This window comes from Pseudomonas cichorii (genome assembly GCF_018343775.1).
GTDB lineage: Bacteria > Pseudomonadota > Gammaproteobacteria > Pseudomonadales > Pseudomonadaceae > Aquipseudomonas > Aquipseudomonas cichorii.
The window spans coordinates 2231716-2252769 of record NZ_CP074349.1 but is presented as its reverse complement, the minus strand read 5'-3'; the positions used below and the strand labels follow the sequence as shown (position 1 = coordinate 2252769).

At 59.5% G+C, this 21054-nt stretch carries 17 protein-coding genes and 1 pseudogene; 9 read left to right on the top strand and 9 right to left on the bottom strand.

Annotated features, from left to right (window positions below):
- Positions 1-46: 46 nt before the first annotated feature.
- Complete coding sequence (locus KGD89_RS10055; RefSeq protein ID WP_025259654.1) at positions 47-955, bottom strand: LysR substrate-binding domain-containing protein; 909 nt, start codon at positions 953-955, stop codon at positions 47-49.
- Positions 956-1142: 187 nt separating this feature from the next.
- On the opposite strand from KGD89_RS10055, the gene KGD89_RS10050 reads away from it, so the two are divergent.
- The 9 genes from KGD89_RS10050 (at position 1143) to KGD89_RS10010 (ending at position 11704) form a co-directional block, all read left to right on the top strand.
- Complete coding sequence (locus tag KGD89_RS10050; RefSeq protein ID WP_025259653.1) at positions 1143-2663, top strand: ABC transporter substrate-binding protein; 1521 nt, start codon at positions 1143-1145, stop codon at positions 2661-2663.
- Between the two features lie 80 nt (positions 2664-2743).
- On the top strand, positions 2744-3661 hold the full coding sequence (locus KGD89_RS10045; RefSeq protein WP_025259652.1) for an ABC transporter permease: 918 nt from the start codon (positions 2744-2746) through the stop codon (positions 3659-3661).
- Positions 3662-3669: 8 nt separating this feature from the next.
- Positions 3670-4578: an ABC transporter permease gene (locus KGD89_RS10040; protein WP_025259651.1), complete on the top strand. Its 909-nt coding sequence runs from the start codon at positions 3670-3672 to the stop codon at positions 4576-4578.
- Positions 4579-4594: 16 nt separating this feature from the next.
- Positions 4595-5596, top strand: a complete 1002-nt coding sequence (locus tag KGD89_RS10035) for an ABC transporter ATP-binding protein (protein WP_025259650.1) — start codon at positions 4595-4597, stop codon at positions 5594-5596.
- On the top strand, positions 5593-6579 hold the full coding sequence (locus tag KGD89_RS10030; RefSeq protein WP_025259649.1) for an ABC transporter ATP-binding protein: 987 nt from the start codon (positions 5593-5595) through the stop codon (positions 6577-6579). The genes KGD89_RS10035 and KGD89_RS10030 overlap by 4 nt, the downstream gene beginning before the upstream one ends.
- Positions 6576-8003: a M20 family metallopeptidase gene (locus KGD89_RS10025; RefSeq protein WP_025259648.1), complete on the top strand. Its 1428-nt coding sequence runs from the start codon at positions 6576-6578 to the stop codon at positions 8001-8003. The genes KGD89_RS10030 and KGD89_RS10025 overlap by 4 nt, the downstream gene beginning before the upstream one ends.
- Positions 8000-9172 (top strand): M20 family metallopeptidase, encoded by a 1173-nt coding sequence (locus KGD89_RS10020; protein WP_025259647.1) that lies wholly within the window; start codon positions 8000-8002, stop codon positions 9170-9172. The genes KGD89_RS10025 and KGD89_RS10020 overlap by 4 nt, the downstream gene beginning before the upstream one ends.
- Positions 9173-9223: 51 nt before the next feature.
- On the top strand, positions 9224-10744 hold the full coding sequence (locus KGD89_RS10015) for an amidase (RefSeq protein ID WP_025259646.1): 1521 nt from the start codon (positions 9224-9226) through the stop codon (positions 10742-10744).
- Between the two features lie 60 nt (positions 10745-10804).
- Positions 10805-11704: an AEC family transporter gene (locus KGD89_RS10010; protein ID WP_025259645.1), complete on the top strand. Its 900-nt coding sequence runs from the start codon at positions 10805-10807 to the stop codon at positions 11702-11704.
- Between the two features lie 53 nt (positions 11705-11757).
- On the opposite strand, the gene KGD89_RS10005 is transcribed toward KGD89_RS10010, so the two are convergent.
- The 8 genes and pseudogenes from KGD89_RS10005 to KGD89_RS26405 form a co-directional block, all read right to left on the bottom strand.
- Positions 11758-12567, bottom strand: a complete 810-nt coding sequence (locus KGD89_RS10005; RefSeq protein WP_025259644.1) for an ABC transporter ATP-binding protein — start codon at positions 12565-12567, stop codon at positions 11758-11760.
- An 11-nt stretch (positions 12568-12578) separates the two neighbouring features.
- Positions 12579-13454, bottom strand: coding sequence for a nitrate ABC transporter permease (ntrB, locus tag KGD89_RS10000; RefSeq protein WP_025259643.1), 876 nt, complete (start codon positions 13452-13454; stop codon positions 12579-12581).
- A gap of 27 nt (positions 13455-13481) precedes the next feature.
- The gene (locus KGD89_RS09995) at positions 13482-14816 is read right to left on the bottom strand and encodes a CmpA/NrtA family ABC transporter substrate-binding protein (protein WP_025259642.1); all 1335 of its coding nucleotides are present in this window, start codon (positions 14814-14816) and stop codon (positions 13482-13484) included.
- Positions 14817-15102: 286 nt separating this feature from the next.
- The gene (locus KGD89_RS09990; protein ID WP_025259641.1) at positions 15103-16398 is read right to left on the bottom strand and encodes a nitrate regulatory protein; all 1296 of its coding nucleotides are present in this window, start codon (positions 16396-16398) and stop codon (positions 15103-15105) included.
- A 613-nt stretch (positions 16399-17011) separates the two neighbouring features.
- The gene (locus tag KGD89_RS09985; protein ID WP_025259640.1) at positions 17012-17833 is read right to left on the bottom strand and encodes an alpha/beta fold hydrolase; all 822 of its coding nucleotides are present in this window, start codon (positions 17831-17833) and stop codon (positions 17012-17014) included.
- Positions 17834-17990: 157 nt separating this feature from the next.
- Complete coding sequence (phnN, locus tag KGD89_RS09980; protein ID WP_025259639.1) at positions 17991-18557, bottom strand: phosphonate metabolism protein/1,5-bisphosphokinase (PRPP-forming) PhnN; 567 nt, start codon at positions 18555-18557, stop codon at positions 17991-17993.
- 122 nt (positions 18558-18679) lie between these two features.
- Entirely contained in the window at positions 18680-19444 is a 765-nt protein-coding gene (locus tag KGD89_RS26410; RefSeq protein ID WP_371856567.1) for a methyl-accepting chemotaxis protein, read from the bottom strand.
- Between the two features lie 141 nt (positions 19445-19585).
- Positions 19586-20572 (bottom strand): annotated as a pseudogene (locus KGD89_RS26405) (cache domain-containing protein); the annotation flags it as partial.
- Positions 20573-21054 lie beyond the last annotated feature (482 nt).

Sequence of the window (21054 nt, the reverse complement as noted above, 5' to 3'; positions counted from 1 at the left end):
ACATTAGCAACCAGAGAACCAGACATGCCTCCTCGGGTATTGCGCCTCAGGTTTTCGCCAGCTCCTCGATCAGGAAGTCCCGAAACGCACTGACCGCCGCGGGCAGGTTGCGCCCGGCCATGCTCTGCAACTCGATGCGTCGGGCTTTCATGCCTTCGTCGCTGATCGGCAGAGAGCGCAACTCCTTGCCAAGCAGACGCCTGTCCAGCGTCATTTCACTGGACAGACTGATGCCGCCCTCCTCCCGGACAAAGCGCAACAGCGCGCCTATGTAATTGCTGGTCAGCACCGGATCGAACAGCAGGCCCTGTACGCCGCAGCAGATATCGAACAACTGACGCAGTGTCGTATCGGTATTGGTCAAGGCGATGGCATAAGGCTGAAGCTCTGCCAGCGAGACTTCCGGGCGTTCTGCCAGAGGATGGTGGTTGCTCACCACCGCGCAGATGGCTCCGGTATGGATGTATTCGACCTTGATCTCCTTTTGCGGCGTCAGGCTGAACGTCAGGCCAAGGTCAGCATCGCCGGAGCGTACCTTTTCCGTGGCCTGGGCCGGTGCGCAGACTTCCAGTGAAAAATGGATGCCTTGATAGGTCCGGCGAAACAGCGCGATGGCCTTGGGCAGAAATTCCAGGGCGAAGCCTTCGGAACAGGCAATGCGGACATGACCGCGCTGCAAGCCGTGCAATTCGGTGATTTCCAGTACCACCTGCTCGGCTTCGAGCTGGGATTTGCGCGCATAGGCCGCCAGGCGTATCCCCGCCTCGCTCAACACCATACCTCGGGCACGCCGCTCGAACAGCACCGCATCCAGATCCCGCTCCAGCTTGGCGATCTGGCGGCTGACCGCCGATGCCGCGACATTCAGTCGCAATGATGCCTCACTGATCGACCCGCAGCGCGACACTTCCAGAAAGTAGCGCAAGGCCGTGGATTGCACACCGTAGAGTTGCATGAACGCCTCCAGCGTTGCCTTTTCGGCAAAGCAAGTATCGAAAGATTGTGCTTGTGGCATTGATACGCTTTGCCTAGAGTCGTGTCGAGGCCTAATAAAACCATTGCCTGCTTGTACTCCTTTCTCCTTTCGCATTTGCGATCCACTGCCCTTTGATACAACCACTTCGCCTTATGGAGATGACGGCATGGGCATCAAGGGTTTCGCTCGCAGCATTGCGCTGCTGGGCTTGTTCAGCAGCTTTTCCGCCTTCGCAGGCAAAGCCGATGACACGCTGGTTTACGCATCCGACAGTGAACCTGAAAACATCAGTCCTTATCACAACGACTTGCGCGAAGGCGTCATTCTGGGTCGACTCATCTGGGATAACCTGGTCTATCGCAACCCCGACAGCGGCCAACTGGAACCCATGCTGGCCACCAGCTGGAAACAGGTCGACGACAGCACCATCGATTTCGAATTGCGCCAGGGCGTGAAATTCCACAACGGCGATGCCTTCACGGCCGACGATGTGGTGTTCACCCTCAACTACGTGGTGTCGCCGGACTCCAAGGTCGTCACCATACAAAACGTCGACTGGATCAAGAGCGCAGAAAAGCTGGGGGATTACAGCGTCCGCCTGCACCTGAAAAAGCCCTTCCCGGCCGCACTCGAATACCTGTCCAATGCCGTACCGATGTTCCCGAAAAACTATTTCGAGAAAGTCGGCCTGGCTGAGTTCAGCCGCAAACCGGTGGGTACCGGCCCTTACAAGGTTGCGTCCATCACCAGCGGTGTCGGCGTGAACATGGACAAGAACCCGGACTACTTCCAGGGCAGCCCGCAAGGCCAGCCGAAAATCGGTCATATCCAGTTCAAGGTGATTGCGGACTCCGAAACCCGCCTCGCCGAGCTGATGACCGGTGGCGTTGACTGGGTCTGGCGCGTGGCACCGGATCAGGCGCAAAGCCTCAAGGGCATGCAAAGCCTGGTGGTGACCAGCGGCGGGACCATGCGTATCGGATTTCTGATCCTCGATGCCCGTGGCACCTCCAGCGCCGATTCGCCCATGAAGCACCTCAAGGTGCGTCAGGCAATCAACCACGCGATCAACCGTGAAGGCCTGGCTTCACAACTGGTGGGCGGCGAAAGCAAGCCGCTGCAAGTGGCCTGCTACCCTGGTCAGTTCGGTTGCGACACCACGGCGGCAACGGTCTACAACTACGACCCGACCAAGGCCAAGGCGCTGCTTGCAGAAGCGGGCTATCCCAATGGTTTCGAGACTGAAATCTTCGCCTACCGTGACCGAGACTATGTAGAGGCGATTATCGGCAACCTGCGCGCCGTAGGGATCAACGCCAAGCTTCGCTACCTGAAATACGCGGCACTGCGTGACCAGCAGCGCGGCGGCAAGGTGCCGATGTCGTTCCAGGCCTGGGGCTCGTTCTCGATCCTCGACACCTCGGCCTCGGCCGGCACATGGTTCAAAGGCAACCCGGACGACAACATCAAGGACCCGCAAGTCCAGGGCTGGCTGCAAACCGCAGACAACGCGCTGGACCCACAAGTGCGCAAGGACAACTACCGCCTGGCCTTGCAGCGCATCAGCGAACAGGCCTACTGGGCACCGCTGTTCAACTACTCGATGAACTATGCGTATGTCTCGGACCTGAACTTCAAGCCTTACCCGGACGAGCTGCCGCGCTTCGTTCTGTCGAGCTGGAAGTAAGCGCCACCTGAAGTAAATCGGTGAGTGCGGCACCACTGCGCACTCATCAATGTCATCCCATGGATACAAGGTCACTTGCCATGTATGGATTCCTTTTGCGTCGCCTTGGTATCGCCCTGTGCGTGGCGATTACCGTGTCGATCATCAGTTTCTCTCTCCTGCACCTTTCCGGTGACCTGGCCACCGCCATTGGCGGACCGGAAGCCACCAGCGAACAGATCGAGCAGATCCGTGTGCAGTACGGCCTCGACAAGCCGCTGGTCACTCAATACTTCAACTGGCTGGGCGACCTGCTGCGCCTGGACCTGGGTGATTCGTTCTTCTTTCAGGAGTCGGTCTACAACCTGATCGCCTCGCGCCTGTCGATCACCCTCGGCCTGGGAGCCATGGCTCTGGGCATCGCCCTCTTGATCGCCATTCCGCTGGGCGTACTGGCAGCGGTCAAGCGCGATACCTGGATTGATCGTCTGGCCTTGAGCATCGCGGTTCTGGGTCAGGCGATGCCCAGCTTCTGGTTTGCCCTGATGCTGATCGTGGTGTTCTCGGTCACGCTGAAATGGCTGCCGGTTTCCGGCAATGCCACCTGGGCGCATTTTGTGATGCCCGCCATTGCCCTGGGTTACTACGCCACACCGGCCATCATGCGCCTGACCCGCGCCGGGATGCTCGATGTGCTCAACTCCGATTACATCCGCACTGCTCGCGCCAAAGGGCTGCGCCCTTCGACCGTGCTGTTCAAGCACGCGCTGCGCAATGCCCTGATCCCAGTGGTCGCACTGGCGGCCGTGGAATTCGGCTTCATGCTCGGCGGCTCGGTGGTCATCGAAACGGTGTTCTCCCTTCAAGGCATCGGTCAACTGGCCTGGGATGCCATCGCCCGTGACGACTTCCCGGTGGTTCAGGCCGTGGTGTTGCTGATTGCCGTGATCTACATCGTTCTCACCCTGCTGGCCGACGTGCTCAACGCACTGCTCGACCCGCGCATTCGCGTGAAATAGGAGGCCCCATGAGCACGACAACCTCATCCGCTCTGGTCATCAACGACTACCAGCCACCGGCGAAAAGCATCCTGCGAAGCCTGCGTAACAGCCTGCGTCATCGCGGCTTTGCGATTGGCATGTTGCTGCTGGCAATCATTCTGTTCGGCGCGTTGTTTGCTCCGTGGCTTGCGCCTTACGACCCTTACGCTCAGGACGTCATGCTGCGCATGAAGCCGCCGGTATGGATGGCCAACGGCACCTGGGATTACATTCTGGGCACCGACAAGCTGGGCCGCGATTACCTGTCGCGCCTTCTCTATGGCGCGCGTATCTCACTGTTCATCGGTTTCTCGGCAGCACTGATCTCCGGCCTGATTGGCACGGTCATGGGCCTGTTGGCCGGCTACTTCGGCGGCAAGGTCGATGCCGTGATCAGCTACCTGATCACCACCCGCCTGGCCATGCCCGTGGTCATGGTCGCGCTGGCCTCGGCCTCGCTGATGGGCGGTTCGCTGAAAGTGGTGATCATTCTGCTTGGTTGCCTGCTGTGGGACCGTTTCGCAGTGGTGGTCCGTGCGGCGGTGCAACAGATTCGCGATGCCGAATATGTCGCCTCGGCCCAGGCACTGGGCTGCTCGACCTTTCGCATCCTGGCCAGTGAAATCCTGCCCAACCTGGTCGGCGCACTGATCGTGGTTGCCACCCTGGAAATGGCCCACGCCATCCTGCTGGAGTCGGCGCTGTCGTTCCTGGGCGTGGGTGTACAACCGCCGATTCCGTCCTGGGGCCTGATGATCGCCGAAGGCAAACCCTACATGTTCTTTTCCCCCTGGGTCATCGCCATCCCCGGTGTCGCACTGATGGTGCTGGTGCTGGGCATCAACCTGGTCGGTGACGGCCTGCGTGACTTGATCCTGCCCGATGGGCGCAACTGACAGAGGATATCCGGACATGGCTCTCTTGCATGTTGAAAACCTGCGCGTCGATATCCCCCTTGGCCAGGAAACCCTGCACGCCGTTCGCGGCCTGGATTTCCATGTCGAGCGCGGCGAAATGCTGTGCATCGTCGGCGAGTCGGGATGCGGAAAATCCCTGACGTCCCTGGCGCTCATGGACCTGCTGCCGCGCAAGGCAAAACGTACCGCAACGCAACTCAGCCTGGACGGCATCGATATGCTGACCCAGAGCGAACGCCAGATGTGCGACCTGCGGGGCAACCGCCTGGCGATGATCTTCCAGGAACCCATGACCTCGCTGAACCCGGCCTACAGCATTGGCGATCAGCTGTGCGAAGTGCTGCTGCGCCACCGCAAGGTGTCGCGCAAGGATGCCATGTTGCGTGCAGGGCAGATGCTGGAAAAGGTCGGCATCAGCAATGCGGGCGAACGCCTGCGTCAATACCCGCATCAATTGTCGGGCGGCCTGCGCCAGCGGGTCATCATCGCCATGGCGTTGATGTGCGAACCCGATGTGATCATCGCCGACGAGCCCACCACGGCGCTGGACGTGACCATTCAGGCGCAGATTCTGCGGCTGATTCGCGATATCCAGAAAGAATTCGGCATGGCCGTGATCTTCATTACCCACGACCTCGGGCTGGTCGCCCGCATCGCCGACCGGGTTGCGGTGATGTACGCCGGGCAAATCGTCGAAACGGCACCCGCCGTGCAGTTGTTCGAGAACCCGCAGCATCCTTATACCCGTGGCCTGCTGGCCAGTATCCCGATTCCGGGGCGCACGCAACCGGGTCAGCCGCTGGGGTCGATTCCCGGTCTGGTGCCGAGCCTGGTAGGCGAACAACAAGGCTGCGCGTTCCGCAACCGTTGCTCACAAGCGATTGAAGCCTGCGCCAGTCACGTCCCCCCCGTGGAAAACGACGACCACATGGCCCGCTGCCTGTTTGCCACTCCCGCAACGCCCACCGTCTTCCACCGGGAAGGAGCACTGTCATGAAAAAAGATATCGCTCTGGAACTCTGTGATATCCGTCGGGAATTCAAGATCAATCGCGGTTTCTTCAAACCGACCGCCACCCTGAAAGCCGTGGATGGCGTGTCCCTGCGCCTGATGCGCGGCGAAACACTGGGGCTGGTGGGCGAGTCCGGTTGCGGCAAGAGCACCCTGGCGAAAATGCTGCTGGGTCTGCTGCCGCCCAGCAGCGGTGATGTACTGGTCAACGGCAAGCATCTGGCCGCCACCGACCGCAAGGAAATGGCGCGACGCATCCAGCCGATCTTCCAGGATCCCTACTCTTCTTTGAACCCGCGCAAGACCCTGCGCGAAATCGTGACCCTGCCGATGATCGTGCATGACATCGGCAACACGGCCGAACGCCGCAAGCGCACAGAAGAAATGCTTGATGTGGTCGGCTTGCCCAAACGGGTCATCGACAGCTATCCCAGCCAGCTTTCCGGTGGCCAGCGGCAGCGTGTGGCCATCGCCCGTGCGCTGATCATGCGCCCGGATGTGTTGATCTGCGACGAACCCACTTCGGCGCTGGACGTTTCGGTACAGGCGCAGATCCTCAACCTGTTGCAGGACCTCAAGCGCGAGTTCGGCCTGACCTACCTGCTGATCAGCCACAACCTGGCGGTGATCGAACACCTGGCAGACCGAGTCGCAGTGATGTATCTGGGCCGCATCGTCGAAGAGCGCAGCCGCGAATCGCTGTTCTCCGAGCCTGGCCATCCTTATACCCAGGCACTGCTGGACTCGGTGCTGACCCCCGACCCGCATCTGGGCATTCCCGACCTTGGCCTGCATGGCAACTTCCCCAACCCGATGTCGCCCCCGACCGGCTGCGCCTTCCATCCGCGCTGCCCAAGCAGCGGCGACACCTGCAAGCAGCACTATCCGGCCAATGTTTCCGTCAAGGGCGGAACCGTGCGCTGCCATCTTCGCGACACCCCTCAACCCCTGGAGCTAGTAGCCTCATGAGTAGTCGCTCGAACGCTATCGATAACGTCTGCGAACAATTCGACAACGGCGCTTTCTTCGCCCTGTTGCAAAGCAGCGTCGCCTACCCGACCCAAAGCCAGGAAGCCGCCAGCTTGCCGGAGCTTTATCGCTACCTGAAGGAGTTCATCACGCCGCATGTGGAGCGCTTGGGCTTCAGCGTGCAGATCCATGAAAACCCGGTGGCCGGACGCGGTCCGCTGATGATCGCCACCCGCATTGAAGACCCGCACCTGCCAACCCTGCTCAGCTATGGCCACGGCGATGTGGTGCGCGGTTACGACGCGCAATGGTACGAAGGTCTGTCGCCCTGGCAAGTGGTCGAACGCGGGGATCGCTGGTACGGTCGCGGTACAGCGGATAACAAGGGCCAGCACCTGATCAATCTGACCGCACTGGAGCAGACCCTGAAGGCTCGCAACGGCAAGCTGGGTTTTAATGTGAAGCTGCTGCTGGAAATGGGCGAAGAAGACGGCTCCCCCGGCTTGCGCGAATTTTGCGAAAAATACAGCGAAGCGCTGGCGGCCGATATCTTCATTGCGTCCGACGGCCCTCGTCTGGCGGCGTCACGACCGACGCTGTTTCTCGGCTCGCGGGGCGTCTTCAATTTCGAGCTGAACGTGGACTTGCGCGAAGGCGCGCATCACTCCGGCAACTGGGGCGGACTGCTGGCCAACCCGGGCATCATCCTGGCCAACGCCATCGCCAGCATGGTCGATGCAAAGGGCCGGGTGAAAGTCGCCGGGCTGATGCCCAAGGCCATCCCTGAAAAAGTGCGTGAAGCGCTGGCGGATATCGAAGTGGGTGGCGGTCCTGGTGACCCCGATATCGATCCGGACTGGGGCGAGCCAGGCCTGTCCCTGAGCGAAAAGGTGTTCGGCTGGAATACCCTGGACGTGCTGGCTTTCAAGACCGGCAACCCGGACGCTCCGGTTCACGCCATCCCCGGCAAGGCCTTTGCCCATTGCCATATGCGCTTTGTGGTGGACAGCGACTACACCACCTTCATACCAGCCGTACGTGCTCATCTGGATGCCCATGGCTTCAGCAATGTCGAGGTCAAGCAAGGCCGGATCGACGTCATGAACGCCACTCGCCTGTCGCCTGACAGCCCCTGGGTGGAATGGGCACTTGCTTCGCTGACCACCACCACCGGCAAGAAACCCGCGTTGCTGCCCAACCTTGGCGGCTCGTTGCCCAATGATGTGTTTGCAGAAGTACTTGGCCTGCCCACCGTCTGGGTGCCACATTCGTACCCGGCGTGTTCGCAGCATGCTCCCAACGAACACCTGCTGGCACCGGTGGTCAAGGAAAGCCTGCAAATCATGACCGGTCTGTTCTGGGACCTGGGCAATGATGCTGAACGCCTGACCCGCGAACATCAGGCACTGGAGAACGCCTTATGAATGAAGCTAAAAAGCTGGCCACCCAATGGCTCGCCGGACAGCACGATGCCATGGAGTCGCTATTGCAACGGCTGGTGGACACCGACTCCAACAGCTACGACAAGGCTGGCGTCGATGCGGTCGGTGAACTGCTCGCCGCCGAGCTACAGGCCGATGGCATCGGCGTCGAACGCATCGCCGTCGAGAATTTCGGCGATGTACTGCTGGCCGAACTGCCGGGCGGTCCGGGCAGGCCGGTCCTGCTGCTGGGGCATCGCGACACGGTTTTCCCCAAAGGCACCACCGCCACTCGCGGCTATTCCCGCGATGACAAACTGGCCTACGGCCCGGGCGTGGCAGACATGAAAGGCGGGCTGGTGCTCAACTGCTTCGCCCTCAAGGCCCTGAAACGCCTGCCGCCGTTGCCGTTTCCGGTACAGATTCTCTATACCGGCGATGAAGAAATCGGTTCGGGCAGCGCCCGTGTTCATATTGAACGTCATGCCCGTGCAGCCCAGGCCGTGCTCAACCCGGAACCGGGACGCGCCAGCGGCAATGTCGTCAGCGCCCGCAAAGGTGGCGCCACGCTGATCATCGAAGTCAGCGGCCGCGCCGCGCATTCGGGGGTCAACCATGCCGACGGTGCCAGCGCCATTCAGGCACTGGCGCACAAGATCATCAAGCTGCATGCCTTGACTGACTATGCGGCAGGCATCACCACCAATGTGGGTCTGATGTCCGGCGGCACCTCCAGCAATACCGTCGCCCCAAGCGCCACGGCAAAGCTCGATGTGCGCTTTGTGGAACTCAGGCAATGGGATGAAATTCTCAAGGCCATTAAGGCCATCGTCGCCGAAGAGGAACTGCCCGGCACAACGGCCCGTCTGCTGGAAGCCACCACCTTCCTGCCCATGGAAGCCAGACACAGTACCGAGCTCTTGCGTCTCTATCAGCAACAGGCAACTGAATTGGGTTTCATCGTGGAAGGCGAATTCACCGGTGGCTGCGCCGACTCCGGATTTACCGCCAGCCTGGGCATCCCGACCCTGTGTGGTCTGGGGCCGGTCGGCGGCAAGGTGCATACCGATCGCGAATACCTGGAACTGGCGACCCTGGTCCCAAGAGGCCAGGCACTGGTCGCGACCATTCTGGCGCTGAATGAATCATCCGCCCCTACACCAACGCCGTAGGAGCGAATTTATTCGCGAAAAAGCCCACCGCTTATTCCAAGGACTGCCCCCATGCCTCACTCCGACCTGCTCAGCAAACCCGCCACCGAACTGCGCACCCTGATCGGCAACAAACAACTTTCCCCCGTCGAACTGCTGGACGCTTGCATCCAGCGAATCGAAACCCTCAACCCAAAGATCAATGCCTTTTCCGCCACCTGTTTCGAGCGCGCCCGCAAGGAAGCGGCAGAAGCCGAGCAGGCGGTGATGCAAGGCAAGCCTCTGGGGTTGCTTCATGGCCTGCCCATCGGCATCAAGGACCTGGAAGAAACCGCCGACGTACTGACCACTTACGGCTCACAACTGTTTCGCGACAATGTGCCCAGCCGTGACAATGTCTTTGTAGACCGTCTGCGCAGCGCCGGAGCGATCATGGTCGGCAAGACCAACGTCCCGGAAATGGGCGCAGGAGCCAACACCCGCAATGTGGTCTGGGGAGCCACCGGCAATCCTTTTGATCCAAACCTGAATGCCGGTGGTTCATCGGGCGGTTCGGCTGCTGCGCTGGCGGTGGATATGGTGCCGCTTTGCAGCGGCTCCGACACCGGGGGCTCATTGCGCATTCCCGCCGCCCTGTGCGGCATCGTTGGCCTGCGGCCTTCACCAGGTCTGGTGCCCAGCGAGCGCAAGAAACTGGGCTGGACTCCCATTTCAGTGGTCGGCCCCATGGGCCGAACTGTGGCCGATACCTTGCTGCAATTGCGGGCATCGGCGGGTCTGGGCCAGTCCGACCCGTTGAGCTATGCCATCAGCAACGACGAGTTTGCGCCCCGCTCCATCGACCTGAGCCAGTTGCGCGTCGGTTACAGCGAAGACTTTGGCAGTTGCGCCGTGGATAACGAAATCCGCGCCGTGTTCCGGGCAAAAATCGACGCCCTCAAGCACCTGTTCAAATCCTGCGAGGCCATCGACCTGAATCTGGAAAGCGCCCATCGCACCTTCGATGTCTTGCGCGCCGAAGCCTTTGTCGCCGGCCTTCAGGATGCCCATGAGCGTGACCCGGACGCACTCGGCCCCAACACCCGTGCCAACTATGAAATGGGCGCGGCCATGTCGTTGCAGGATTGCGTCAAGGCCCATGGCGAACAGAGCCGCATCTTCCGCAGTTTCCAGCAGCAGTTCGAGCGCTACGACCTGATCCTCGCCCCCACCACACCGGTTTCGCCTTTCCCGTGGACCGAGTTGTATTTGCGTGAAGTCAATGGCGTGCCGCTGGACAATTACTATCGCTGGCTGGCGCTGTGCTACACCATCACCCTGACCACCAACCCTGCCGTCTCGATCCCCTGTGGTCTGGACCACAAAGGCATGCCGTTCGGCCTGCAAATGATTGGCGGCTTCCGGGGCGATGCAGCCTTGATGGCCTGCGCCCAGGCGCTCGAACAGGCCACCGCAGGCGACCCGCGCCTGTCCCGCCCGCGACCGGACCTGCAAAAACTGATGAACTCGGCGGTGGACCTGACCCATATCGTCACTCACCCACCCATCTATGGCGGATCGAGCACGCTCAAGCCGGATATCGGGGCGATGTGATAGGCATGGCCGGGCGAACAGCGCAATAATGCCCGGCCATCCCCCAAGGAGCTTGAATCTGTGGCCGTTTCCCAAGCCATCCTGCCGATATTTCTGTTGATCGTCCTGGGGTACGTGCTGGGACGCCGCAAGACACTCACTCCCGATAGCACCAAGGCCCTGAGCAATCTGGCCTTCAAGCTGTTCATGCCCATGGTGCTGTTTACCGGCATGGCCAAGGCACCCCTGCACGATGGTCTGGATATCCGGATACTGGCGGCCTACTTCATTCCTGCGCTGATGGTGTTTGCGCTGGTCAATCTGGTAAACCACCGCTTTGCCGGACACCCGACGCCATTCGGCCTGACGGCGAGTTTTTCCAATAACGTGCTGATCGGCATTCCGATGATTGCCGGTCTGTTCGGCAATCCGGGGCTGGTTCTGCTGTTTACCGTGATTGCCGTTCACAGCCTGTTGCTGTTCAGCTTCCAGAGCCTGTACGACAGTTTTGCGGGCAACGAGCCGTTCAATTCGCGCTCATTGATTGCGAGCCTCGCGAACCCGATGATCATTGGTCTGTTGCTGGGCGTGGCGCTGAATCTGTCCGGCCTGGCATTACCCGACTGGGCCGATCACCTCACCACCTGGCTGGCCCAGGCTGCCCTGCCCTGCGCCTTGATCGTGCTGGGTGCCAACCTTTCCAGCTACCGGCTGACACCCAGCGCCGAGGCCTTGGGTATCACCTTCGCCAAACTCGCGCTGATGCCGCTGCTGGTGTTGCTGGCCTGTGTCGTGCTGGGCATCGAAGGCATGCCGCGGGCCGTGCTGGTGCTGATGGCAGCCGGGCCGTCCGGGGTCAATGTGCTGGGCTTTGCCCGGACCGTGCCGGACGTCCAGAAAACCAGCTCGGCGATTTGCCTGACCACCCTTCTGTCGGTGGGGACATTGCCGTTATGGATGTGGATCGGGACGCTGCTTTAAACATCTGCCAAGCGAATTCATTCACGAATGAATTCGCTTACACGGCAGTGGTGCTAAACAGCCACCGCCTCCACCTTGCGATGCTTCTCGTACAGGAAGCTCAATACCGCATGGCGATATTGGTTGTACAGCGGGTCATCGGCCATAGCGATGCGGTTGCGCGGGCGCGGCAAGTCGATCTTGAGAATTTCACCGATGGTCGCCGACGGGCCGTTGGTCATCATCACGATGCGGTCGGAAAGCAACACCGCTTCGTCCACATCGTGGGTGATCATCAGCACCGTGTTCTGCAATTCGCTCTGGATTCGCATCACCTCGTCCTGCAAGTGGGCGCGAGTCAACGCATCCAGCGCGCCAAAGGGTTCGTCCAGCAGCAGGACCTTGGGCTGCATGGCCAACGCACGGGCGATGCCGACCCGCTGTTTCATGCCACCAGACACTTCGCTCGGGCGCTTGTGCAGGGCGTGGCTCATGCTGACCATGTCCAGGTTATACAGCACCCATTCATGACGTTCGGCCTTGCTCTTGCTGCGTTTGAAGACTTTATCGACCGCCAGCGCCACATTCTCGTAGACCGTCAGCCAGGGCAGCAGCGAATGGTTCTGGAACACCAGGCTGCGATCCGGGCCCGGTGTGCGAACCTCTTTGCCATCCAGGATTACCGCACCGCTGGTGGATTCGGTCAGCCCGGCCACGATGTTCAATACCGTGGACTTGCCACAACCCGAGTGGCCGATGATCGAGATGTACTCGCCCCGCGCCACTTCCAGGTTGACGCCGGTCAGGACCTGGCTGGAGACGCCATCACGCTCGAAGGTCTTGCTGACGTTTTCGATGCTCAGATACTTGTCGTGCGCATTCATGTGCTTGCTCCTTAACCGGCCGATGTGCCGCGAGTGACCAGATGACCGATCAGGGCCACCAACCGGTCGAGTAGAAACCCGACGACACCGACGTAGATCAGCGCCAGGATGATGTCGCTGATGCGCGAGGCGTTCCACGCATCCCAGATAAAGAAACCGATACCCACGCCACCGATCAGCATTTCGGCGGCAATGATCGCCAGCCAGGAAAGACCGACACCTATGCGCAGGCCGGAGAAGATGTACGGCGCAGCAGCAGGCAACATGATCTTGCAGAAGTACTCCACGCCATTGAGACGCAGGACCTTGGCCACGTTGCGGTAGTCATCGGGAATGTTGCGCACGCCCACCGAGGTATTGATGATGATCGGCCAGATCGCAGTGATGAAAATCACGAAGATCGCCGAAGGGTGACTGTCCTTGAAGCCTGCCAGCGACAGCGGCAACCAGGCCAGTGGCGGTACGGTGCGCAGGATCTGGAACAGCGGGTCAAGTGCACGCATGGCCCAGGCCGACTGACCGATCAGCACCCCGAGGCTGATCCCGGCGACCACTGCCAGCGTATAGCCGTAAGCGACACGTTGCAGGCTGGCGAGCAGTTGCCAGGCCATGCCCTTGTCATTGCCGCCGTTGTCATAGAACGGATGGATGATCAGTTCCCAGGTTTCATGAATGACCTGGGTCGGCGGCGGCAAGGCCGCGCCCTTGCCGCTGCAGAGCATTTGCCACAGCAATAGAAACAGCGCGCCCACCACCAGCGGTGGCAATACACCCTGCACAAGGAACTGACGCAGGTTCTTGATTCGTGCAGGCCAGCGACTGGCGGGCTTGCCGGTAACGCTCACGGGCGTTCCCGCGGCCTTGAAGCTTTTACTTTCAGCGTTCATCGATTTCTCCCAAGCGAGTGGCCACTATCAGGACAAAGCCTTGATGGTCTGGCTGTCCAGATAGGCCTGCGGGTTTTGCGGATCAAAGGTCTTGCCATCGAAGAACCTCTCGATACCACGCGAGGTGGAGGCCGGAATCTGTGCCGCCGGTACATTCAGTTCAGCTGCAGCCTTGCGCCAGATGTCTTCGCGGTTGACCTTGTCCACCAGCGCCTGGCTGTCGAAGCCCTGCGGCAGGTAGCCCCAGCGTTTGTTCTCGGTGAGGAACCACAGGTCATGGCTCTTGAACGGGTAGGACGCGAACTCGTTCCAGTAGCGCATCATGAACTGGCTGTTTTCCACGACCTTACCGGTGCCGTAATCGAAGTTGCCTTTCATGCGCTGCACAATGTCTTCGTAAGGTGCGTTGATCCAGCGGCGCTTGGCGCAGATCTTGGCGACCTCTTCCTTGTTTTCAGGCTGATCGCAGAACATCTGTGCTTCCATCACTGCCTTGAGCAAGGCTTTGGCCGCATTGGGGTTGGCATCTACATAATCGGCACGCAACGCCAGAGCTTTTTCCGGGTGGTTGTTCCAGATTTCGCTGGTGGTGTTGGCGGTGTAGCCGATCTTCTGATTGACCAGTTGCCCGTTCCACGGCTCGCCCACACAGAAGCTGTCCATGCTGCCGACCTTCATGTTCGCGACCATTTGCGGTGGCGGCACGACGATGGTCGACAGGTCTTTGTTCGGGTCGATGCCACCGGCCGCCAGCCAGTAGCGCATCCACAGGTCATGGGTGCCGCCAGGGAAAGTCATTGCGGCGTTGATGCTCTTGCCTGCTGCTTTCTTGGCATCCAGTGCAGCCTTGAAAGGTGCCGAGTCGAGGCCCAGCTTAAGGTCAGCGTATTCGTTGCCAACGGAAATACACTGACCACCCACATTCAGGCGCGCCAGGATGTACATCGGCACCGGCCTGTTATTGGGGGTGATCTTGCCTGCGGCGATCAGATAAGGCATGGGCGTCAGGATGTGTGCACCATCGATGCCATTACTGGCCGAGCCCAGCACCAGGTTGTCGCGTGTGGTGCCCCAGGAAGACTGTTTCAGCACTTCGACACCGGTCATGCCGTATTTGGCGAACAGACCTTTCTCGTCAGCCACGAACAGCGGCGCAGCGTCGGTCAGGGCAATGAACCCCAGCTTGGCACTGGTGGTTTCCAGGCCATCGGTGCCAGCAGCCCAGACCACGGACTGCAAGCCTGGCGGCAGAATGCTCAATGCCGCACCGCCGCCCAGCAAGCCCAGCGACTGTTTGAGGAAAGACCGCCGAGGCGCATTTTCCGGGCTGTCTTGCTCGTGGCTATCTGGCTTCTCGTCCATATCACTCCCCCAAAAACACGCATAAAAAAACGGCGTACACACGCTCCAGGCCTTTGCCGATGAACGTGTGGACGCCGTTGTCCGGAATTCGCTTATGTGCCGCAGTCTTCGTCTTGAAGCACCCGGCTTGCACAACCTGTAAAGCAGTTTGCATGCCAGCTCTGCAACAACCACGAATCGCGTGGCTTGTAGCGAAGATGTGTCTGGCTCGCTGTGCGCCTCGGGATCGTTTCGCACATTACTGGGGCGCGACCTGCACCGCTTGCCCGGCGCAAGTGCACAAGGGTCAGTGACGCTTGCGCGGTGCAGGACGAGCGGCGGCGAAGGCCAGCAGGGTCTGGGAGACGTCGACCATACGCTGGCCGCGCTCCATGGCTGACTGGCGCAGGCGCTCGTAGGCCTGGCCTTCGCTCAACTGATGTTCATCCATCAACAGGCGCTTGGCCCGCTCGATCAACTTGCGTTCGTTGAGGGCCTGTCGTGCCTCTTCGAGCTCATCGTTGGCGCTCAGCAGGCGCTGGGTCTGAGACTGCAACAGATCCAGAACCGAACGCCCCAGGTTCGGCCCCAGGCCATCGGTTGGCGTGCTGTCCAGATCGATGGCCTGGACACTGAACAGGCGCGCCTGATCGACACTGCCTTCAGCTTCCAGGCTCACCAGACGGGCGAGCAATTGGCGGTGGTTGTCCAGATCGGCACGAGCCTGCTTGATGCTCTCCTGACAACGGGCCAGCAGCCCATCGGCCAGGTAGATCTCGATATCGCGCATGGCATCAATGCGCAGGCTATTAAGGTCGAACCAGACCTCCGACAGCATCGAATCGACTTTCTCGGCCTCCGAGGTTTTCAACGCCACGCCACGCAAACGCCCAAGCTGCGCCACACAATCGCTGCTTTCCTGATTGCGCCACAGGCGTCGGGCATCGTCGTCGGCGAACTGGATGAAGGTCTGGAAACAACGCTCCTGGCTCTGCACCAGATGTTGAAGCCGGTCATGAGCTGCAGCATCGAAATAGCCCGCCAGAAAGCCGCCCACGCCACAGGCACGCTCCTGCCCTGCCAGTTCCTTGCCCTGCATGAAATTGAACATCGCCACCAGAACGCGGGTAACCACCGGGTCGATGGCGGTGTCAGCGGCCTCGAATACAACCGCCAGCAAGCCACCGATCAGACGGCTCAACACCATGGTGGCGTCCTGAGGCTTAAGCCGCTGCTCGCGAATGCGTCGCCGCAAGCCAGGCAGTTCATCCAGGCCATGCATGACATAGGCGATACGGTTGAACAGCCGGGCGCGGTCGGATGCACTGGCAGCGTCCAGATCAATACGCTCGAAACAGTCCAGGACCCGGGCTTCGATGGCCTTGGCCTCGGCTGTCAGTACATCAAGCTGGGTCAGGTGATGGGCCTTGCCGCTGCCCAGATACATATTGGAATAACCACGCTCACGTTGCAGGGCATGCACCAGCTGGCCGACCTGCGTCACCATCTGGCAAGTGGAGGCCAATCCTTCCAGGCCTTCCAGTTCGCTGCGGCGCGCAGCCAACATGAAACGCAATGCTGCGGGCATGTTTTTATCAGTCATGGAATAGCTTCACGGGTGGAGTTCGGGGTCTCCATGCAAAAGCGGGTCCATGCCTCAATCCGAAAGAGGTATGTTGCTTGAGGTTGCAGGAGATCACCCGCCGCCTCGGCACCGCGCTGTCGCGCAGCAAACAGGAGCAGGTGTTTCCAGGTTCATGGTTCGGCTTGAGGCCGCCTTGCGCCTTTACGGCGCGTTCTGCGGCGCTCTCACGATTGTTGTGTAGGAGCTTCATTCGCTCCTACCGGGATGAGCAAAAATCCTCCAGACACCACCGATTGCGACGTGGGTGACGGCCGAGTGGAGGTATTGCGTAGTGGGGTGCGAGGCAGGACGCCGAGCAAGCGCCGCAGGGCCATGGAAGGCCCGTCGGCGCGTACCCACGGAGCAATGCCGGAGCGAGGGAACCCCGCCCCAAGGCGGGGCCGAACCGGAGCGGATGGTTTTCCCCCTTTTGCCGAAACAAAAGGGGGCCGCCGTAAAGGCGGAACCAGTAGGAGCAGCACATATCAATAATGGATATGTACGCCGGATAACATTTTTACCCTACATAAAATACTTTCTAATTCATGGTCTTGCGTCTTGTTTGATGAGAGCGCATTCATTCGCGAACGGCTCATTGCTTGATGAAGTCCAGCAGATAGCCGTTGATCTCATCAATCAATGTCGTACACATGCCATGAGAGGCACCGGGGATGATTTTCAGCTCCGAACCACGCACCAGCTCTGCACTTTTAATAGCCGAAGCGGCTATGGGCACGATCTGGTCGTCATCGCCATGCAGGATCAAGGTGGGAATATCGAACTTCTTCAGGTCTTCGGTGAAATCGGTTTCGGAAAATGCCTTGATGCAATCCAGCTCGCCCTTGATAGAACCCAGCATGCCGATGGCCCAGAACGCATCGATGGTGCCCTGAGAAGCCTCGACGCCCTCGCGGTTGAAACCATAGAAAGGTATCGCCAGTTCCTTGAAGAACTGCGAACGATTGGCCGTGACGCTCTCGCGAATGCCATCGAAGAATTCGATAGGCAGCCCGTCGGGATTGGCCTCAGTCTTGAGCATGATCGGCGGTACTGCGCCAATCAGCACCGCCTTGGCGACCCGTGCAGTGCCATGACGACCAATATAGCGGGCGACTTCGCCGCCGCCTGTGGAGTGACCGACCAGAACCGCATCCTTCAGGTCCAGCGCCTCGAACAGCTCGGCCAGATCGTCGGCGTAAGTGTCCATTTCATTGCCATCCCACGGCTGGCCTGAGCGGCCATGTCCGCGCCGGTCGTGGGCAATGACTCGGTAGCCGAGCCGACCCAGGAAGTTCATCTGGGCATCCCAGGCATCGGCATCCAGCGGCCAGCCGTGGGAGAACACTACCGGTTGCCCGGAACCCCAATCCTTGTAGTAGATCTCGGTGCCATCTTTGACTTTCAACAGGCCCATAAACATCAATCCTCATGTTATGCAGCAGTGACAGGAACAAGGACGACATTCGCGCGACGTCATACGCAATCGACGCATCGAAGGTGTGGGAATTGAGACTAGACCGTAATAAGGGCATAGCCTTGTGTGGATGTGCCCTGGTGGACCGATGGTTCGGTCAGGCGGGTTCGCGCTGGCTGTTGATGTAGCGAATGAGGGTGTTGACGGTCTGTTGCAGTTCGCCGGAGTTATCCAGCAGGAAAACCGAGGGATTGCTGGCCATTACATTCACGGCAAAGGAAGCGTTGCGCTCCAGCCTTGCTTCGATTTCCGCGACCGATTCACGTCCTCGTGCCAACAGACGCTGACGCAAGACCTGCTGATCGACCGTCAGCAGCACCGCCAGCAGCGTCGGATAACGCACTTGCGCCTGCTGCAAGTGAGCCCTTGAACCGTTGATGAGCACGTTATGGCCTTCAAGCAGCCACTGGTCTATTTCGATGGGAATTCCGTAGCGCAGACCATTAGCCTGCCAGCTCAAGGCAAAGGCGCCCTGCTCGCGCATGGTCTCGAACTGTTCGACGCTGACGGCCTGGGCTGCTTCGCCCACGGCCTCGGCAGAACGGGTAATGACCCGCCGCACGATACGGCAATCATTGAAGGCCAATGTTTCCCGTGCGGCATCCAGCAGGCTGTCCTTGCCTGAGCCGGACGGCCCGATGAGATAGATCAACCTGCCCACCATCAAAACACCCTCGCCAGACGTTGCGGGTAACGACAGACCGTGGGGCGCTCACACCACGGCCAGTAAAAGACTGGCCGGATGATAATCGTTCAAGGGGATATTCAGTAGCCCTGTTTCACACGTCAGATGCGGAAACTTCCCACCAATTGTTGCAAACGGGCGGCCTGTTCTTCCAGCAGGTTACAGGCATCCAGCGTCAAGCGCAGGTTATCGACACCCTGCTGGTTGAGGGTGTTGATATGCGTGATGTCGACGTTGATCGACTCCACAACGGCGGTCTGCTCTTCAGTTGCAGTAGCAACCGACTGGTTCATGCCGTTGATTTCATCGATACGTCGGGTGACGCTGCCCAGACGCTCACCGGCGCGGTTGGCGATGCTCACGCTGTCCTCGCTCTGACGCTGGCTTTCGGTCATGTTCACGACCGCTTCCCGGGCGCCGACCTGCAACTCTTCGATCATGGTCTGCACTTGCTGGGCAGAATCCTGAGTCCGGTGCGCCAGGTTGCGGACCTCATCGGCCACCACGGCAAAACCACGGCCCGCTTCACCTGCGCGAGCCGCCTCGATGGCAGCGTTGAGGGCCAGCAGGTTGGTCTGCTGGGAAATGCTGGTGATGACCTCGAGAATCTGCCCGATATTGGCGGTCTTGCCATTGAGGCTCTCGATGTTGACGCACGACTCGCTGATCTTGCCCGAAAGCTCGTTCATCGCAGCAATGGTCTGCTGCACGACGCTCTGCCCTTCACCGGCCAGGTCGCTGGCATCGCTGGACTGTTGCGAAGTGCGAGCAGCATTCTGGGCGATTTCCTGGGCTGCAGCGCCCAGTTGATTGATGGCTGCGGCAACACTTTCGGTACGATTGGATTGCTGATCGGAGTTGGTCATGGACGAATTGGACGCCTTGACCACTCGCGTTGCGACTTCACCCAGTTGCCCGGCAGTGGAAGCCACTTCCCGGATAGAGGTATGGATACGCTCGACAAAGTGGTTGAAGGATTGCGCCAGTTCACCGAACTCATCCTGGGAGGTAATGGCCAGCCGCTTGGTCAGATCGCCCTCACCGTCCGCAATGTCACGCATGGCGCGCCCCATCTGGTGCAATGGCTGCATCAGCACACGAATCAGCAGGCCCAGCAACAGGATGATCACCAGTACGACCACGCCCATGGCGGTGATCGCCGACGTGCGGAACTCGCTGAGCATCGAGTAGGCCGCTTCCTGATCCAGTACCAGAGCGACATACCAGTTCGCTGTTGAAATGCCCTGGACCGGCGTGAAGGAGACGAACTCCGTCTTGCCACCGGAGGTGATTTCACTGACACCGGCCACGATCTTGGGCGTGTTGTTCGGATAGGCTTCGCTGATGTTCTTGAGGACCAGCTTGCTGTCCGGGTGAATCAGGATCTTGCCCTCTGCACTGACAATGTACGCATAACCATGGCCGCCGAAATTCAGGGAGTTGATGGTCTTGCTGATACTGTCCAGGGAAATGTCCGCACCCGCGACACCGGCAAACTGATTCTGGATCTTGACCGGTGTCGCCAGGGTGACCACCAGTTTGCCCGAGGAAGCGGCTATGTAAGGTTCGGTGACGATGATGCCGGGCGCGTTCTGCGCTGCCTTGTACCAGCCACGGGCACGCGGATCGTAATCGGCGGCGCGATTGCCAGCCGGAATGGAAAACATCACGCCTTCGGTGCTGCCGAAGTAACTGAGCTGGAAGTTCTCGCTGTAAGCCTGCAAGCCGATTGCCCGTTGCAATTGAGGCAGGGCCTTGCCATCGACAGCAATCTGTTGGGCCATGGACTGCAGCAGTTGCGAACGGCTTTCCAGCCAGGTCTGAATATTCTGAGTCGTCAGAGTGCCCAGCTGTTGCAATTCGGACAGGACATTGGATTTCAAAGTTTGGCGTTGTCGATAGTCGTTGATGACAATAAACGCACTAAACGCGACCACCACAATCAACGCAGCCGCCAGCAGAATTTTCTTGCTGAAACCTAAACTTTTAATCATGAGAATACTTCCATTGCAGAAACCGGAACGGCGAAATAGCAATCACCCGAAAAGCCTGACAACTGTGTCGTTTCTACGAACCAGGGAGATTGGCAAAAACCGCTGATATGTCAGTAGGTGCCTGCAATCCAGAAAGCTTTCAGCAACAGCTTGCTCCGGAAACGGAGCGAATTGATATCATACACACATGCATTTTCCATGACAATTTGAGCATTTATTTAAAATGCCTTGTCTGAAAACGTCTCCTGTTTAATTTTTTCATTAATGACGTCAATAAAGTGCCGAACAATCCGACTTGAATGATCATTCTGGCGAGTGCACATACTTTTCAAAAGGACATGCCTTACTTGACCATAAACATGCCATAAACTTTTTATCCAGTTTTTTCAACGCCGCTCATCGCATCGTAAATACCCTGGATGATGTGCTCAGGGTGCCAGAGCTGAGATGCACCTCTCACAATGCATCGGCAAACGTGCACA

Excerpts from the sequence above, each read along its gene's own strand:
- KGD89_RS10050 (WP_025259653.1), top strand. The coding sequence starts at position 1,143 with ATGGGCATCAAGGGTTTCGCTCGCAGCATTGCGCTGCTGGGCTTGTTC.
- KGD89_RS10005 (WP_025259644.1), bottom strand. The coding sequence starts at position 12,567 with ATGAATGCGCACGACAAGTATCTGAGCATCGAAAACGTCAGCAAGACC.
- KGD89_RS10015 (WP_025259646.1), top strand. The coding sequence starts at position 9,224 with ATGCCTCACTCCGACCTGCTCAGCAAACCCGCCACCGAACTGCGCACC.
- KGD89_RS10040 (WP_025259651.1), top strand. The coding sequence starts at position 3,670 with ATGAGCACGACAACCTCATCCGCTCTGGTCATCAACGACTACCAGCCA.
- KGD89_RS10055 (WP_025259654.1), bottom strand. The coding sequence starts at position 955 with ATGCAACTCTACGGTGTGCAATCCACGGCCTTGCGCTACTTTCTGGAA.
- ntrB (WP_025259643.1), bottom strand. The coding sequence starts at position 13,454 with ATGAACGCTGAAAGTAAAAGCTTCAAGGCCGCGGGAACGCCCGTGAGC.
- KGD89_RS09995 (WP_025259642.1), bottom strand. The coding sequence starts at position 14,816 with ATGGACGAGAAGCCAGATAGCCACGAGCAAGACAGCCCGGAAAATGCG.
- phnN (WP_025259639.1), bottom strand. The coding sequence starts at position 18,557 with ATGGTGGGCAGGTTGATCTATCTCATCGGGCCGTCCGGCTCAGGCAAG.
- KGD89_RS10035 (WP_025259650.1), top strand. The coding sequence starts at position 4,595 with ATGGCTCTCTTGCATGTTGAAAACCTGCGCGTCGATATCCCCCTTGGC.
- KGD89_RS10025 (WP_025259648.1), top strand. The coding sequence starts at position 6,576 with ATGAGTAGTCGCTCGAACGCTATCGATAACGTCTGCGAACAATTCGAC.
- KGD89_RS10045 (WP_025259652.1), top strand. The coding sequence starts at position 2,744 with ATGTATGGATTCCTTTTGCGTCGCCTTGGTATCGCCCTGTGCGTGGCG.
- KGD89_RS10030 (WP_025259649.1), top strand. The coding sequence starts at position 5,593 with ATGAAAAAAGATATCGCTCTGGAACTCTGTGATATCCGTCGGGAATTC.
- KGD89_RS10020 (WP_025259647.1), top strand. The coding sequence starts at position 8,000 with ATGAATGAAGCTAAAAAGCTGGCCACCCAATGGCTCGCCGGACAGCAC.
- KGD89_RS09990 (WP_025259641.1), bottom strand. The coding sequence starts at position 16,398 with ATGACTGATAAAAACATGCCCGCAGCATTGCGTTTCATGTTGGCTGCG.
- KGD89_RS26410 (WP_371856567.1), bottom strand. The coding sequence starts at position 19,444 with ATGACCAACTCCGATCAGCAATCCAATCGTACCGAAAGTGTTGCCGCA.
- KGD89_RS09985 (WP_025259640.1), bottom strand. The coding sequence starts at position 17,833 with ATGGGCCTGTTGAAAGTCAAAGATGGCACCGAGATCTACTACAAGGAT.